The sequence below is a fragment of the Quisquiliibacterium sp. genome (assembly GCF_982640115.1).
The window spans coordinates 1-15,018 of the sequence record NZ_CEXFHW010000094.1; the positions used below are offsets into that span (position 1 = coordinate 1).

14 protein-coding genes are annotated in these 15,018 nt (G+C 70.6%); 10 read left to right on the plus strand and 4 right to left on the minus strand.

What is annotated here, in order from left to right; genetic code table 11:
- Nucleotides 1-244: 244 nt before the first annotated feature.
- From AC2H6A_RS11690 to hemN, 3 genes are all read left to right on the plus strand, one after another.
- Nucleotides 245-1,021: an SDR family NAD(P)-dependent oxidoreductase gene (locus tag AC2H6A_RS11690; RefSeq protein ID WP_484273708.1), complete on the plus strand. Its 777-nt coding sequence runs from the start codon at nucleotides 245-247 to the stop codon at nucleotides 1,019-1,021.
- Between the two features lie 215 nt (nucleotides 1,022-1,236).
- On the plus strand, nucleotides 1,237-2,439 hold the full coding sequence (locus tag AC2H6A_RS11695; protein ID WP_484273710.1) for an ammonium transporter: 1,203 nt from the start codon (nucleotides 1,237-1,239) through the stop codon (nucleotides 2,437-2,439).
- A gap of 57 nt (nucleotides 2,440-2,496) precedes the next feature.
- A complete protein-coding gene (hemN, locus tag AC2H6A_RS11700) occupies nucleotides 2,497-3,897 on the plus strand; it encodes an oxygen-independent coproporphyrinogen III oxidase (protein ID WP_484273713.1) in 1,401 nt (466 codons plus the stop codon).
- A 93-nt stretch (nucleotides 3,898-3,990) separates the two neighbouring features.
- Here hemN and AC2H6A_RS11705 read toward each other — a convergent pair whose 3' ends face one another.
- On the minus strand, nucleotides 3,991-4,434 hold the full coding sequence (locus tag AC2H6A_RS11705) for a universal stress protein (protein WP_484273716.1): 444 nt from the start codon (nucleotides 4,432-4,434) through the stop codon (nucleotides 3,991-3,993).
- Nucleotides 4,435-4,583: 149 nt separating this feature from the next.
- Nucleotides 4,584-5,756, minus strand: a complete 1,173-nt coding sequence (locus tag AC2H6A_RS11710; protein WP_484273718.1) for an iron-containing alcohol dehydrogenase — start codon at nucleotides 5,754-5,756, stop codon at nucleotides 4,584-4,586.
- Nucleotides 5,757-5,978: 222 nt separating this feature from the next.
- Between AC2H6A_RS11710 and AC2H6A_RS11715 the strand changes: the two genes are divergently transcribed.
- The 5 genes from AC2H6A_RS11715 to AC2H6A_RS11735 all read left to right on the plus strand — a co-directional run bounded on the left by AC2H6A_RS11715 (nucleotide 5,979) and on the right by AC2H6A_RS11735 (nucleotide 11,604).
- Nucleotides 5,979-6,764, plus strand: coding sequence for a crotonase/enoyl-CoA hydratase family protein (locus AC2H6A_RS11715; RefSeq protein ID WP_484273720.1), 786 nt, complete (start codon nucleotides 5,979-5,981; stop codon nucleotides 6,762-6,764).
- Between the two features lie 113 nt (nucleotides 6,765-6,877).
- A complete protein-coding gene (locus AC2H6A_RS11720) occupies nucleotides 6,878-8,059 on the plus strand; it encodes a phosphoglycerate dehydrogenase (protein WP_484273722.1) in 1,182 nt (393 codons plus the stop codon).
- Between the two features lie 190 nt (nucleotides 8,060-8,249).
- Nucleotides 8,250-8,537 carry a co-chaperone GroES gene (groES, locus tag AC2H6A_RS11725; RefSeq protein ID WP_484273724.1) on the plus strand — a complete coding sequence of 96 codons (288 nt, stop codon included), beginning with the start codon at nucleotides 8,250-8,252 and terminating at the stop codon, nucleotides 8,535-8,537.
- Between the two features lie 65 nt (nucleotides 8,538-8,602).
- A complete protein-coding gene (gene groL, locus AC2H6A_RS11730) occupies nucleotides 8,603-10,258 on the plus strand; it encodes a chaperonin GroEL (protein WP_484273726.1) in 1,656 nt (551 codons plus the stop codon).
- Nucleotides 10,259-10,413: 155 nt separating this feature from the next.
- Nucleotides 10,414-11,604: an alpha/beta fold hydrolase gene (locus tag AC2H6A_RS11735; protein WP_484273728.1), complete on the plus strand. Its 1,191-nt coding sequence runs from the start codon at nucleotides 10,414-10,416 to the stop codon at nucleotides 11,602-11,604.
- A 37-nt stretch (nucleotides 11,605-11,641) separates the two neighbouring features.
- On the opposite strand, the gene AC2H6A_RS11740 is transcribed toward AC2H6A_RS11735, so the two are convergent.
- A complete protein-coding gene (locus AC2H6A_RS11740) occupies nucleotides 11,642-12,241 on the minus strand; it encodes a cysteine dioxygenase family protein (protein ID WP_484273730.1) in 600 nt (199 codons plus the stop codon).
- A gap of 155 nt (nucleotides 12,242-12,396) precedes the next feature.
- Here AC2H6A_RS11740 and AC2H6A_RS11745 point away from each other — a divergent pair, with 155 nt between their 5' ends.
- Complete coding sequence (locus AC2H6A_RS11745) at nucleotides 12,397-13,194, plus strand: 2-keto-4-pentenoate hydratase (protein ID WP_484273732.1); 798 nt, start codon at nucleotides 12,397-12,399, stop codon at nucleotides 13,192-13,194.
- Nucleotides 13,195-13,233: 39 nt separating this feature from the next.
- Here AC2H6A_RS11745 and AC2H6A_RS11750 read toward each other — a convergent pair whose 3' ends face one another.
- Nucleotides 13,234-13,665: a PaaI family thioesterase gene (locus AC2H6A_RS11750; protein WP_484273734.1), complete on the minus strand. Its 432-nt coding sequence runs from the start codon at nucleotides 13,663-13,665 to the stop codon at nucleotides 13,234-13,236.
- A 142-nt stretch (nucleotides 13,666-13,807) separates the two neighbouring features.
- On the opposite strand from AC2H6A_RS11750, the gene AC2H6A_RS11755 reads away from it, so the two are divergent.
- Nucleotides 13,808-15,018, plus strand: a 1,211-nt coding sequence (locus AC2H6A_RS11755; protein ID WP_484273736.1) for an ATP-binding protein, incomplete at its 3' end; no start/stop codon positions are given.

The window sequence follows — 15,018 nt, forward strand, 5'->3', positions numbered from 1 at the left end:
GCCGCCCGGGCCACCCCCGGCTGCGGCGCGGTTCGCTGCCGCGGCACCGCCCCCCACGCCGCACGCGGCCAGCGCCAGCGCCGAGACCAGCCGGCGACGCAGCAAGGCATGGGACCGGTAGCCGGTATCGGGCAGGGACATCCTGCCGATTCTAGCGCCGCGACCCGCTATGCTCCTGCCCGCCATGCCAGCGAGCGGCGCGAACCCAGCGTGCGCTCGACACGCCATTCACCAGGAGTTCTCCATGAGATTGCAAGACCGCGTCGCCCTGATCACCGGCGGCGCCAACGGCATCGGCGCCGCCTGTGTGCGCCGCTTCGCCCAGGAAGGTGCCCGGGTGCTCTTCGCCGACCGCGATGCCGAAGGCGGCGCAGCCCTGGCCGCCGAGCTCGGCCCGGCCGTGGGCTTCATCGCCGGCGATGTCACCCAGCCCGCCTTCGCGCAGACCTGCGTGCAGGCCGCCGTCGAACGCTTCGGGCAGCTCGACATCCTGCTCAACAACGCCGGCATCACCCACGCGGCCAGCTTCCTGGACCTGACCGAGGCCGACTTCGACCGGGTGCTGTCGGTGAACCTGAAGTCCTACTTCCTGTTCGGGCAGGCGGCAGCCCGCGCGATGGTGGCGCGCGGTGCGGGCGGCGCGATCATCCACATGTCGAGCGTGAACGCCATCCTGGCCCTGCCCGACCAGGTGCCGTATGTGGTGTCCAAGGGCGCGGTCAACCAGCTCACCAAGGTGATGGCCATGGGGCTGGCCCAGCACGGCATCCGGGTGAACGCGATCGGCCCGGGCACCATCGCCACCGATCTGGCCCGCAAGGCGGTGATGGGCTCGCCGCAGGCCCGCCACCGCCTGCTCTCGCGCACGCCGATGGGCCGGCTTGGCGAGCCCGACGAGGTGGCGCGGGTGGCGGTGTTCCTGGCGAGTGAAGACGCCTCGTACATGACCGGCCAGACCGTGTACCCGGACGGCGGACGCCTGGCTCTGAATTACACGGTGCCGGTGGCCGACGCCGACTGAAGCCTTCTTGTGGTGCATGAATCCCGTCATTCGGGCGTCATGCACCAAATCAAGGCATACAAGGACGGCTTGCCGACCGCTGCGGGCCGACCGACAGGGCAGACCCGCACGGCTCCACCGCTCTGGGATCAGGCCAAGGCCGCCAAAACGGACCATCTCGCCCATTTACGGGCATATTTTGTGCGTTGTCAGTGCGTCTTTTCCAAGGAACCCCCATGGACGCACTGAAAAGCGGCACCGACACCCTGTTCATCCTGCTCGGTGCCATCCTCGTGCTGGCGATGCACGGCGGCTTCGCCTTCCTGGAACTGGGCACCGTCCGCTACAAGAACCAGGTCAATGCCCTGGTGAAGATCCTGGTCGACTTCGCGGTATCCACCCTGGCCTATTTCCTGGTGGGCTACCTGATCGCCTACGGCACGCACTTCTTCATCAGCGCCGAATCGCTCGCCCAGCGCAACGGCTACGACCTCGTCAAGTTCTTCTTCCTGCTCACCTTCGCGGCCGCCATCCCGGCGATCGTCTCGGGCGGCATCGCCGAGCGCGCGCGATTCGGCCCGCAGCTCATCGCCACCGGCCTCATGGTGGGCCTGGTCTACCCGCTCTTCGAGGGCATGGCCTGGAACAACCGCTTCGGCGTGCAGGACGCGCTGACCGCCGCCTTCGGCGTGGCCTTCCACGACTTTGCCGGGTCGGTGGTGGTGCATGCGGTGGGCGGCTGGATCGGGCTGATCGCGGTGCTCTTCCTCGGCCCGCGTCGAGGTCGCTATCAGAAGGATGGCCGGGTCAGTGCCCATCCGCCTTCGAGCATTCCCTTCCTGGCCCTGGGTGCCTGGATCCTCACCGTGGGCTGGTTCGGCTTCAATGTGATGAGCGCGCAGGAGGTGGGCAAGCTCAGCGGCCTGGTGGCGGTCAACTCGCTCATGGCGATGGTCGGCGGGACGCTCGCCGCGACGCTGGCCGGCCGCAACGACCCCGGCTTCGTGCACAACGGTCCGCTGGCAGGCCTGGTGGCGGTGTGCGCCGGGTCGGATGTGATGCATCCGCTGGGGGCGCTCGCCACCGGCGCGGTGGCCGGAGTGCTCTTCGTGCGGATGTTCACCCTCACCCAGAACCGGCTGCGCATCGACGATGTGCTCGGCGTGTGGCCGCTGCACGGTCTGTGTGGCGCCTGGGGCGGCATCGCCTGCGGGATCTTCGGTCAGACCTGGCTGGGCGGCATCGGCGGGGTGAGCCTGGGCGCGCAACTCGCGGGCACCGCGCTGGGCATCGGCGTGGCGGTGCTCGGCGCCGCGCTGATCTACAGCGCCCTGCGGGCACTGAGCAGCATCCGGCTCGACGAGGAGGCCGAGTTCGAGGGCGCCGACCTGAGCATCCACCGGATCTCGGCCACACCCGAGCGCGATGCCGGCCGCTGACGCCGGGGATTGCGGATTTTCAATGCGTCGGGCCTCGGTCGAGCCGAGACTGGCGCCATGCCCACCACCGCCATCCAGCCGGTCAGCCTCGAGATCGATCACGGGCTGCTCGCCCGGTTCGGCGGACGCGGGCCCCGCTACACCTCCTACCCCACCGCCGACCGCTTCGAGCCGGACTTCTCGCCGGCGGCGCTGACCCAGGCGCTGCTCGAGCGAGCCGGCCGCCCGCAGGCACCGCTGGGCCTGTACTTTCATGTGCCCTTCTGCCGCACCATCTGCTACTACTGCGGCTGCAACAAGATCGGCACCCGGCGCCAGGAGCACTCGGCGCGCTATGTCGAGGCCCTGCAGGCCGAGCTCGCCCTCGTGGTCTCGCTGACCGGTCGCGGGCAGCGCCTGAGCCATCTGCACTTCGGCGGCGGTACGCCCACCTTCCTGCTCGACGCGGAATTCGCCCAGCTGTTCTCGGCCATCCGGCGCGACTTCATGCTCGCCGATGACGGGGAGTACTCGATCGAGGTCGATCCGCGATCGGTCTCGCCGGCGCGGCTGCGCAGCCTGCGCGCACTCGGCCTGAACCGCATCAGCCTGGGCATCCAGGACATCGACCCGGCGGTACAGGCCGCGGTCAACCGCATCCAGCCCTGGGAGCAGACCCGCCTGATCATGGACGAGGCCCGTGCCGCGGGCTTTCGATCGATCAATGCCGACCTGATCTACGGCCTGCCGCGCCAGAGCCTCACCGGCTTTGCCCGTACGCTCGATCAGACCATCGAGGCCGCGCCCGACCGGGTGGCGCTCTACCAGTACGCGCACCTGCCCGAGGTGTTCAAGCCGCAGCGGCGCATCGAGCCGGCCGAGCTGCCCGGGCCGGTGCTGCGCGCCGAGCTCTTCGAGCTGGCGGTGGCGCGCTTTGCCCAGGCCGGCTACACCCACCTCGGCCTGGACCACTTCGCCCGGCCCGACGACGAGCTCGCCCTGGCCCAGCGCGAGGGCCGGCTGCATCGCAACTTCCAGGGCTACTGCTCGCATGACAGCGGCGACCTGATCGCCCTGGGGGTGTCGTCGATCTCGGCGATTGGCGGGGTGTACGCCCAGAACGAGAAGACCCTGGAGGCCTACTACCAGCGGCTTGGCCAGGGCGAGCTGCCCGTGGCGCGCGGTCTTGCGCTGGGCGGCGATGACTTCATCCGGCGCGATGTCATCCAGGCGCTGATGTGCCAGTTCCGGGTGAACTGGCAGGCCATCGAGCAGGCACACGGCGTGGATCCGCGACGCCGCTTCAGCGAGGCCCTGCGCGAGCTGGAACCCCTGCGCGAGGCCGGCGCGATCCGCATCGACGAGTGCGGCATCGAGGTGCTGCCGCGCGGCCGTCTGCTGGTGCGCGCGGTGGCCATGGCCTTCGACCGCTTCCTGAAGCAGGCGCCCTCGGGGGCGCGCTACTCGCGCCTGGCCTGAGCGGGGACGCCTGGCCTGAGCGGGGACGCCTGGCCCGGGCAAGACCCGGGCGGCAGGCTCGGGCGCCGGACCGGGGCCGGCCCGCCCATGCGCTCAACGGTAGACCAGCACTGGGATCTTGCAGTGGGTGAGCACCTTCTGGGTCTCGCTGCCCAGCAGCAGCCCGGCCATGCCGCGACGGCCGTGCGAGGCCATGAAGATCAGATCGCAGCCTTCCTCGCGGGCGGTGCGGATGATCGCCTCCCAGGGACTGGGATCAAGGCGCACCAGGGCATGGCTGGGCACCGAGGCGGCCTTGGCCTTGGCCTGCACCGCCTCGACCACGCGGGTGCCGACCGCCATCGCGCTCTTGTCGTACTCGTCCTTCGAGAAGTAGTCGGCCACCGGCACCTCGGCCACCAGCGGCGGCTGATAGGTGGGCTGCACATTGAGCACGAACACCGACGCGCCGTTCTCCTCGGCGAGCTTGATCGCGGCGGTCGCGGCGGCGGTGGAGAGCTCCGAGCCGTCGGTGGGAACGAGGATCTTCCTGAACATGGCGAGGCACTCCTGGTTACGGGCGGATCGCGGGGCCGGCGGCGCCCGGTAGACCGACCGGCATGACCATCTTCGCCGGGCGCATGCCGGCGGTCATTGACTTTCATCTATGCGCCAGCCAGCCGAGCGGCCGCGCAATCCGATTCCCCTCAGAAGGCCAGGGCGAGGATGGCCTCGAGATCGGCGGCGCCGGTGACCGGGCGGGGGTTGGTGGCGATCGGTCCGCTGCCATCGAACCTGGCCGCGATCGCGGCGAGCTCGCTGCGCGTGATGCCGAGATCGCGCAGCCGCCACGGCAGGCCGAGCCCGCGCACGAATTCGCGCATGGCGCTGCCCGCCGGCGCCTGCGGCCGGCCGAGTGCCTGCGCCACCGCGCGCTGGCGCTCGCCATTGACCGGGTGGTTCCACTCGAGCACCGCCGGCAGCATCACGCAGGAGGTCACGCCATGCGGCACCTGCCAGGCCGCGCCCAGGATGTAGCCGATGCCGTGGCTGGCCCCCACCGGCACCCCGGTGCCCTGCGGCAGGATCGACAGCCACATTGCCGCCTGGCAGCGCGCGCGTGCGGCAAGGCTGGCCGGATCGGCCTGCAGCGCAGGCAGCCCGGTGGCCAGCATCTCCATGGCCTGGCGCGACATCGCATCCGAGAACGGCTGCGGGCTGGCGGCGCACCAGCGCTCCACGGCGTGATCCATCGCGCGCAGGCCGGTCGACAGCAGCAGGCTCATGGGCGTGGCCAGGGTGGCCGCCGGATCGAGCACCACCGCCACCGGCACCGCCAGCGGATGGCGATACGACTGCTTCAGGCCGCGCGCGGCGTCGGTGACACCCGCAGAGTGGCTGAACTCGGCCGCCGAGAGCGTGGTGGGCACCGCCACCATGCGCAGGCGCTGCGGGTCGCGGTCCCAGCCGCTGGCGATCGCGCCGCCGGCATGCCGGCCCATCACGATGGCCGACAGGCCCTCGGCGGTGTCGATGCCGTACCAGACCGCCTGCAGCATCACCTTGGTGGCATCGATCACCGAGCCGCCGCCCACTGCCACGACCAGGTCGGCGCGGGCCTCGCGGATGCAGCGCGCCCCGGCGATCACCGCCTCGCGCGGGCTGTGCGCCGGGATGGCATCGAAGCGGCCCGCAAGCCGCGGGCCGAGGGCCGCCGCGATGCCCGCGACGAGTTCGCCGTCACGCAGGGACCGGGTGGTGGTGAGCACCACCCGCTGCGCGCCGGCGAGGTCGGCCTCGGCGAGCACCGTGGCCGCCGCCGGCTGGCCGTGGTGCACCCGCTGCTGGGCCTGCCAGTGATGGGTGTGAGCCTGGGTCATCGCGCCTCCGGTCGCCTGTGACGGGTGTGAGCCTGGGCCATCGCGCCTGCGCTCGCCAGTGACGGGTGTGAGCCTGGGCCATCACGCCTGCGCTCGCCAGTGACGGGGGCAAGCCTCGGTCATCGCGGCCGCCGGCGGGTTCCGCTGCCGGGCGATTATCCGCCGCGAGCCCGGGTGCCTCGGGCTATCCTTGCGGCCCCATCGAACCCTCCGAGACACGCCATGTCCGATTTCCTGCGCTATGAACAGACTGGCGGGGTCGTCACGCTCACGCTGAACGATCCCGCCTCCCGCAATGCCCTGTCCACCCCGGAACAGTGGGCGGCGGTGGTCGACGCCGCCGAGCGGGTGCAGGCCGACCTCTCCGTGCGCTGCGTGATCCTCACCGGCGCGGGCAGCGCCTTCTGCGCCGGCGGCAATGTGAAGGACATGCAGAACAAGACCGGCATCGCCGCCGGCGACCCCAACCGCATCAGCGAGGGCTACCGCAACGGGATCCAGCGCATCCCGCTCGCCTTCCACCGGCTCGATGTGCCGACCATCGCAGCGGTGAACGGCCCGGCGGTGGGCGCCGGCTGCGACCTTGCCTGCATGTGCGACATCCGCATCGCCGGCGAGAGCGCCCGCTTCGCCGAGAGCTTCGTGAAGCTGGGGATCATCCCCGGTGATGGCGGCGCCTGGCTGCTGCCCAGGGTGGTCGGGATGTCGCGGGCGGCCGAGATGACCTTCACCGGCGAGATGATCGACGCTGCCCAGGCGCTGGCCTGCGGCCTGGTCTCGCGGGTGGTGCCCAACGACCAGCTCATGGCCAGCGCCCAGGAGCTCGCCGGGCGGATCGCGGCCAATCCCGGGCCGGCGCTGCGCATGGCCAAGCGGCTGCTGCGCGAAGGCCAGCACACCCGTCTCGACACCCTGCTCGAGATGTCGGCGGCCTTCCAGGCGATGGCCCATCACACCAGCGAGCACACCGTGGCGCTCGAGGCCTTCCTGCAGTCGATGCGCCGCTGAGTCAGCGCGCGGCACGGGCGGCGCGGCTAGAATCGCGGCGCCCGCCACCTTGCCCAGCCCCCCGCCCGCCCGCCGGTCCGCCCGGCAGCGGGCCAGCCCCCCCGGAAACCGCCATGGCCAGACCCTTTCGCGTGCAGGTCCTCAACCAGATCTCCTCCCACGGCCTGAAGCGCCTGCCCGGCGAGCTCTATGAGGTGGGCAAGGACATCGCCGAGCCCGATGCCATCCTGGTGCGCTCGGCCGACATGCACGCCCTGACCATCCCGGCCTCGGTGCGGGCCATCGGCCGGGCCGGCGCCGGCACCAACAACATCCCGGTGACCGCCATGAGCGCGCGCGGCGTGCCGGTGTTCAACGCCCCGGGGGCCAACGCCAACGCCGTGAAGGAACTGGTGCTCGCCGGCATGCTGATGGCCGCGCGCAACCTGCCGGCCGCGCTGCAGTTCGTCGCCGGGCTCGATGCCACCGACCCCAACATGGACAGCCGGGTCGAGGACGGCAAGAAGGCCTTCGCCGGCTTCGAGCTCGCCGGCCACACCCTGGGCGTGATCGGCCTGGGCAAGATCGGCTGCCTGGTGGCCGAGGCCGCCATCCGGCTGGGCATGCAGGTGATCGGCTACGACCCCGAGATCACCGTCGATGCCGCCTGGAGCCTGCCCTCGCAGGTGCGTCGGGCCGGCAGCGTGGCCGAGCTGCTCAAGGCCTCGCACTTCGTGACCCTGCATGTGCCGCTGGTGCCGGCCACCCGGCACCTGATCGGCGCTCAGGCGCTCGAGACCATGCGCAACGGCGCGGTGCTGCTCAACTTCTCGCGCGAGGGCGTGGTCGACGACAACGCCCTGCTCGCGGCGCTGGCCGCCGAGCGGCTGCGCTGCTATGTCTGCGACTTCCCCGGCCCGGCCATCCACCGGCATCCGCGCGCGATCGCCCTGCCCCACCTGGGCGCCAGCACCCGCGAGGCCGAGGACAACTGCGCGCTCATGGTGGCCGACCAGCTGCGCGAGTACCTCGAGCACGGCAACGTGCGCAACGCGGTCAACTTCCCTGACGCCGTGGCCACCCGCGAATCCGCCTGGCGGATCGCGATCGCCAACGCCAATGTGCCGAACATGCTCGGCCAGATCTCCACCACCATGGCGCAGGCGAACCTGAACATCCGCAACATGCTCAACCGGTCGCGCGGCGAGATGGCCTACACCCTGGTCGATGTCGACTCGGCCGTCGAGGCGCCGGTGCTCGCCTCGCTGTCGGCAATCCAGGGCGTGCTCTCGGTGCGCTACCTGCCGGCGACTTGAAATCCGAGACGCCAGGCCTTATCATCAGCACTCACAGCGCGCGAGTGCTAACAAACCCGACCGACCGATGGCCACGCCGCCGGTCGGTGGCGTTCAGCACCCAGACCCTCCGCGGGTCGCCGCCTGTGCCCGGCCACGCCATCGGCGGGCCAATCCACCGTATCCACTTCAAAGCTTCAGGAGCTCAGGCATGAAACTGCGTCCCCTCCACGACCGCGTGATCATCAAGCGCCTCGACACCGAGCGGAAGACCGCGTCGGGCATCGTGATCCCCGAAAACGCGGCCGAGAAACCCGACCAGGGCGAGATCCTCGCCGTGGGCAACGGCAAGGTCGGTGACGACGGCAAGGTGCGCCCGCTGGGCGTGAAGGTCGGCGACAAGGTCCTCTTCGGCAAGTACAGCGGCCAGACCGTCAAGGTCGACGGCGACGAGCTGCTGGTGATGCGCGAGGAAGACATCATGGCCGTGGTCGAGTGACCCGGCGGCATCGCCCTCCATCCAGCCACACCCAAGTCATTCCCGAATCCCAAGGAGTCTGAAACATGGCAGCCAAACAGGTCCTCTTCCACGACGACGCCCGCCACAAGATGGTCGAAGGCGTGAACATCCTGGCCAACGCGGTCAAGGTCACCCTCGGTCCCAAGGGCCGCAATGTGGTGCTCGAGCGCAGCTTCGGTGCCCCCACCGTCACCAAGGACGGCGTCTCGGTGGCCAAGGAGATCGAGCTCAAGGACAAGTTCCAGAACATGGGCGCGCAGATGGTCAAGGAAGTCGCTTCCAAGACCAGCGACAACGCCGGTGACGGCACCACCACCGCCACCGTGCTGGCCCAGGCGATCGTGCGCGAAGGCATGAAGTTCGTGGCCGCCGGCATGAACCCGATGGACCTCAAGCGCGGCATCGACAAGGCCGTGACCGCGCTGACCGCCGAGCTGAAGAACATCACCAAGCCCTGCACCACCACCAAGGAAATCGCCCAGGTCGGCTCGATCTCGGCCAACTCCGATGTGGAGATCGGCGAGATCATCTCCAAGGCCATGGAGCAGGTCGGCAAGGAAGGCGTCATCACCGTCGAGGACGGCAAGTCGCTGAACAACGAACTCGATGTGGTCGAAGGCATGCAGTTCGACCGCGGCTACCTGTCGCCCTACTTCATCAACAACCCCGACAAGCAGATCGCCGTCCTGGAAGATCCGTTCGTGCTGCTGCACGACAAGAAGATCTCCAACATCCGCGACCTGCTGCCGGTGCTCGAGCAGGTGGCCAAGGCCGGCCGTCCGCTGCTGATCGTGGCCGAGGAAGTCGAAGGCGAGGCGCTGGCCACCCTGGTGGTCAACAACATCCGCGGCATCCTGAAGACCGTCGCCGTCAAGGCGCCCGGCTTCGGCGATCGTCGCAAGGCGATGCTCGAGGACATGGCCATCCTGACCGGCGGCACCGTCATCGCCGAAGAGACCGGCATGACCCTCGAGAAGGCCACCCTCCAGGACCTCGGCCGCGCCAAGCGGGTCGAGATCGCCAAGGAGAACACCACCATCATCGACGGCGCCGGTGAAGCCGCCGCCATCGAGGCCCGGGTCAAGCAGATCCGCATCCAGATCGAGGAAGCCACCAGCGACTACGACCGCGAGAAGCTCCAGGAGCGCGTGGCCAAGCTCGCCGGCGGCGTGGCCGTCATCCGCGTGGGTGCCGCCACCGAGGTCGAGATGAAGGAGAAGAAGGCCCGCGTCGAAGACGCCCTGCACGCCACCCGTGCGGCCGTCGAAGAAGGCATCGTGGCCGGCGGCGGTGTGGCGCTGCTGCGTGCCCGCGCGGTGGTCAAGATCGCCGGCGACAACCCCGACCAGGACGCCGGCATCAAGATCGTGCTGCGCGCCATCGAGGAGCCGCTGCGGGCCATCGTGTCCAACGCCGGTGACGAGCCGAGCGTGGTCGTGGCCAAGGTTCTCGAGGGCAAGGGCAACTTCGGCTACAACGCGGCCAACGCCACCTACGGCGATCTGGTCGACATGGGCGTGGTCGATCCCACCAAGGTGACCCGCACCGCGCTGCAGAACGCCGCCTCGGTGGCCGGCCTGATGCTGACCACCGACGCCATGGTGGCCGAGGCCCCGGAAGACAAGCCGGCGGCCGGCGGCATGCCCGGTGGCATGGGCGGCATGGGTGGCATGGGCGGCATGGGCGGCATGGACATGTAAGCCCGGACTGGCAGCCGGTGCGCCCTGCGGGGCGCATCGACCCGCCAACCCAGAGGCCCGCGCGAGCGGGCCTTTTTTCTTTGGGGCGATGCCGCGGTCCCCCGCGGCTTTTTCGACGATACTCGCGGCTTTGCCGACGGCATCGAGCCTCACCGATGAGCACCACCCTGCCCCCCCTGCCCCTGCCGCCCGGCATCCGCAGCCGCATGCTGCCCGGCATCAACGGCCTGGACATGCATCTGCTGGAAGCCGGTGAGCCGACCCCCGGTCGACTGCCGGTGCTGCTGCTGCACGGCTTTCCCGAGCTGGCCTTCAGCTGGCGCAAGGTGATGCCCGCGCTGGCCGCCGCCGGCCATCATGTGCTCGCCCCTGATCTGCGCGGCTACGGCCGCACCACCGGCTGGGACCGCCGCTACGAGGGCGACCTCGCCTCCTTCCGCTTCCTGAACCTGGTGCGCGATTGCCTCGGCCTGCTCGGTGCCCTGGGCCTGGAAGCCGTGCACGTGGTCGGTCATGACTTCGGTTCGCCGCTGGCTGCCTGGTGCGCGCTGGTGCGCCCCGATGTGTTCCGCTCGGTGGTGCTGATGAGCGCGCCCTTCGGTGGCCCGCCACCACTCGCCGCCGATGCCGTGGCGCCCGCCACCAGCCGCCCCGCAACCCCGGCGCCCGCCGGCGGACGGCCTGCGCCCTCCGCCGCGGCCACCCGCATGGACGAGGCACTGGGCGCGCTAAGCCCGCCCCGCAGGCACTACCAGTGGTACTACGCCACCCGCCGCGCCGATGCCGACATGCGGCTGTGCCCGCAGGGCGTGCATGACTTCCTGCGCGCCTACTACCACCACAAGAGTGCCGACTGGCCCGGCAACCAGCCCTTCGAGCTCGCCTCCTGGAGTGCCGGCGAACTCGCGAAGCTGCCCACCTACTATGTGATGGACCGCGACGCCGACATGCCGGCCACGGTGGCGCCGCACATGCCCAGCGCCGCGGCGATCGCGGCCTGCCGCTGGCTGCCCGATGACGAACTTCGGGTCTACAGCAGCGAATACACCCGCACCAGCTTCCAGGGCGGGCTGCAGTGGTATCGCTGCGGCATCACCACCATCCAGCAGGCCGAACTGCAGACCTTCGCCGGTCGTCGCATCGAGGTGCCGTCAATGTTCATCGCCGGCGCTCAGGACTGGGGCATCCACCAGAAGCCGGGCGAGCTGCGGCGCATGGCCGAGTCAGGCTGCACGCGCTTCGAGGGCGTGCACCTCGTGCCCGGCGCCGGCCACTGGGTGCAGCAGGAGCAGCCCGAGGCGGTCAGCGCGCTGCTGATCGACTTCCTGGCACGGCGCGCCGGCTGAGGCCGGCGCTCAGGCGGCCGCTGTCGGGCGGCTGCACTCAGGCGGCTACCGGCAGGTCGCGGATGGCCTCGCTCGCCGGGAAGTGCGCCCATTCGTGCAGGTGGGGCTTGTAGTAGCGCCGCGCATGCAGCTGCTCGAGCGCGAGCCCGTACATGTGGAAATTGAGCACCGGCCGATCGGCCGCCATGTGGATGGAGTGCAGGTCGTCGGGCAGGAAACCGATGCCGGTGCCCGGCCCGACCGTGAAGGTCTCGCGCAGCGCCACGCCGCCGCGGCCGTCATGGTCGTAGAGCCGGTTGAGCTCCTCGCCCTGCAGGCCGACGATCACCGCCCAGGTGGTGTGGTTGTGGGCCGGGGTGTCGGTGCCGCCACGGCTGACATGGCCATAAAGGGCAAAGCGGTGGTCGGGGTCTTCGGAGAGCCGGTAGAGCGCATTGTTGCGCGCCGAGCCAGGCGGCGGCATGGGGAAGTCCTCGATCGGGAACAGCTCGCTGCGCGCGGCCAGTGCCTGCAACACGGCACGGATGGCGGCGAGGCTCTCGCGGGTGACGCCCTGGGCGGCTTCGATGCCACGCACCTGCGTGACCGTTTCGGCGATGGCCTGCTCGCGCAGGCGATGGCGGGTGGTGGCATCCATGGCAGACCCCTGTATCGACAAAATGGCTGTGGCGCGGAACGCGGGGCTGGCGGCGCGCCCGCAACTCTGGCACCGTAGGTGCGGGACATCCTAACCGACCGCAACCCCCTTCAGGTCGGCCTTCTGGCCGCCGGTCCTTCGCCAGGAGAGTGCTCTTGACGCCCGAATCACGCAAGACGGCCCGCTGGCTGGCCGCACAGTACGCGAAACGCCGGCCCTTCCAGGCCTTTCCGCCCGGTCTCGCGCCCGCTGACCTCACAGCCGCCTACGCCGCCCAGGACGCCTTCGTGGCGCTCAAGGCCCGGGTCTGCGGCCCGGTGGCCGGCTGGAAAATCGCGCTTTCCAATCCGGCCATGCAGCAGATGGTGGGGCTGGCCTCGCCGGTGTCGGGCCGGCTGCACCAGCGCCAGCTGGTGGGCGGCCCGGCGCGGGTCAGCGCCTCGGCCTACGGCCGACTGATCATCGAGTTCGAGATCGCCGTGGAGATCGGTGCCGACATCAACCCGCCGGGCGGGCGCTGCTCGCCCGAGCTGGCCGCGCGCTCGGTGGCCGCGGTGCGCCCGGCCTTCGAGATCGCCGACGACCGCAATGCCGACTACGCCAGCCTCTCGCACCATGCGCTGCAGATGGTGGCCGACAATGCCTGGACCCAGGGTGCGGTGCTCGGCGAGCGCCGCACCGACTGGCGCGCGCTTGATCTGGCGGCCCTGCGCGGCGAGGTGCTGTGCAACGGCGAGACCGTGGGCGAAGGCTTCGGGCGCGACCTCATGGGCCACCCCATGAACGCGCTGGCCTGGCTGGCGAGCCATGCTGACGGCCGGGGCACCCCGATGCGCGTGGGCGACATCGCCATCCTGGGCAGCATGATCACCACGCGCTTCCCGAAGCCTGGCGAGCACTGGCGCTTCGCCCTCGACGGCTTTCCGGCGCTCGACCTGCGCATCGATCCCTGACCCGGCGGGCGCGCCGGGGCTGATCGGCGGACCAGCCGGTCAGCGGATCAGTTCGGTCATGAGCCCGGTGGAACTGCCCCGGGCGGTCATCTGGCCCTGGGCGTCGAAGAGCTCGGCCTCCATGAAGGCCACGCGACGGCCGCGGCGCACCACCCGCGCCTCGACGGTGCCGGGCCCCGGCCCCATGCGCTGCAGGAAGCTCACCTTGATCTCGAGGCTGGCAACGTTGAGCTTGTGCTCGCTGTCGTACATCACGGCGTGCGCCATGCCGGCATCGAGCCAGGCGGTGACGAAGCCGCCCTGCGCGGTGGTGCCGTTGGTATGGCAGAACTCGGGCCGCACCGTGAATCCGGCCCGCAGCCGCCGGGCCTGCGGATCCCAGGACAGCACATGGAAGTTGCCCATGGCCTCCATGAGTGCGCGACCGCTGCGCACCCGGGCCTGGAAATCATCGCTGCTGGCCTCGTCCATCCGTTTCCTCTCGTGGTTGCGAGGCCGATTGTAGGGCCGACCGTAGAATGGCCCGACTCGAAAAACCGCTCCCGACGAGCGGCGCCGTCATCGCGCCACCGGGCGCGCGCCCCGGAAACGACCCTGTCCTGACCCACACCCCATGCGAGTACTGATCGCCAACCGCGGCGAGATCGCCATCCGCATCGCGCGCGCCGCCGACGACCTCGGCCTGGAGAGCGTGGCCGTCCACGCCCAGGACGAGGCCGAAGCCCTGCACACCCGGCGGGCCACGCTGAGCCACGCCCTGCCGGGGCGCGGCGTGCCGGCCTATCTCGACATCGCAGCGCTGCTCGAGGCAGCCCGCGCCACCGGCTGCCGCTGGGTCCATCCCGGCTACGGATTCCTCGCCGAAAACCCGGCCTTCGCCCAGGCCTGCGCGCAGGCCGGTCTGGTCTTCGTGGGTCCCGAGCCCGACACCCTGGGCCTGTTCGGCGACAAGCTGCGCGCCCGCGAGATGGCCGCCGCGCTCGGCGTCCCGGTGCTGCCCGGGAGCGCTCGGGCGCTCGACATCGAACAGGCGCAGACCTTCATGGCCGGGCTGGCCGGCCGGCCGGTGATGATCAAGGCGGTGGCCGGCGGTGGCGGCCGCGGCATGCGCATCGTGCGCGAGCCGGCCGCGCTCGCCGCCGCCTTCACGCGCTGCGCGGCCGAGGCCCAGGCCGCCTTCGGCGACGGCTCGCTCTACCTCGAGGCCCTGATCGAGCATGCCCGCCACCTCGAGGTGCAGCTCATCGGCGACGGCACCGGCGCGGTCTCGCATCTCTGGGAGCGTGACTGCAGCCTGCAGCGCAGCCACCAGAAGCTGATCGAGATCGCGCCCAGCCCCTGGCTGGACGGCGCAAGGCGCGAACCGCTGCTGCAGGCGGCCTGCCGGATGGCCGCCTCGGCCCGGCTGCGCGGCCTGACCACCTTCGAGTTCCTGCTCGACGCGCAGGGCGGCTGGTTCTTCATCGAGGCCAACCCGCGGCTGCAGGTCGAGCACACCATCACCGAGGCGGTCACCGGCATCGACCTGGTCTGCGCGCAGCTGCGTATCGCGCAGGGCGCCACACTGGCCGAACTCGGCCTGACGCAGGCCGACATCCCCAGGCCGCGCGGCCATGCCATCCAGCTGCGGGTCAATGCCGAGCAGCTCCTGCCCGACGGCAGCGCCCGCCCGGCCGTGGGCAGCCTCACCCGCTGGGAACCGCCGGTGGGCCCCGGCGTGCGGGTCGACGGCTGCGGGTTCGCGGGCGCGGCCATCGGGGCGCACTACGACTCGCTGCTGGCCAAGCTGGTGGTGCATGCGCCCGAGGGCGGCTTCGCGGCGGC

Coding starts and splice junctions, on each gene's coding strand:
- AC2H6A_RS11690 (WP_484273708.1), top strand. CDS start 245: ATGAGATTGCAAGACCGCGTCGCCCTGATCACCGGCGGCGCCAACGGC.
- AC2H6A_RS11695 (WP_484273710.1), top strand. CDS start 1,237: ATGGACGCACTGAAAAGCGGCACCGACACCCTGTTCATCCTGCTCGGT.
- hemN (WP_484273713.1), top strand. CDS start 2,497: ATGCCCACCACCGCCATCCAGCCGGTCAGCCTCGAGATCGATCACGGG.
- AC2H6A_RS11705 (WP_484273716.1), bottom strand. CDS start 4,434: ATGTTCAGGAAGATCCTCGTTCCCACCGACGGCTCGGAGCTCTCCACC.
- AC2H6A_RS11710 (WP_484273718.1), bottom strand. CDS start 5,756: ATGACCCAGGCTCACACCCATCACTGGCAGGCCCAGCAGCGGGTGCAC.
- AC2H6A_RS11715 (WP_484273720.1), top strand. CDS start 5,979: ATGTCCGATTTCCTGCGCTATGAACAGACTGGCGGGGTCGTCACGCTC.
- AC2H6A_RS11720 (WP_484273722.1), top strand. CDS start 6,878: ATGGCCAGACCCTTTCGCGTGCAGGTCCTCAACCAGATCTCCTCCCAC.
- groES (WP_484273724.1), top strand. CDS start 8,250: ATGAAACTGCGTCCCCTCCACGACCGCGTGATCATCAAGCGCCTCGAC.
- groL (WP_484273726.1), top strand. CDS start 8,603: ATGGCAGCCAAACAGGTCCTCTTCCACGACGACGCCCGCCACAAGATG.
- AC2H6A_RS11735 (WP_484273728.1), top strand. CDS start 10,414: ATGAGCACCACCCTGCCCCCCCTGCCCCTGCCGCCCGGCATCCGCAGC.
- AC2H6A_RS11740 (WP_484273730.1), bottom strand. CDS start 12,241: ATGGATGCCACCACCCGCCATCGCCTGCGCGAGCAGGCCATCGCCGAA.
- AC2H6A_RS11750 (WP_484273734.1), bottom strand. CDS start 13,665: ATGGACGAGGCCAGCAGCGATGATTTCCAGGCCCGGGTGCGCAGCGGT.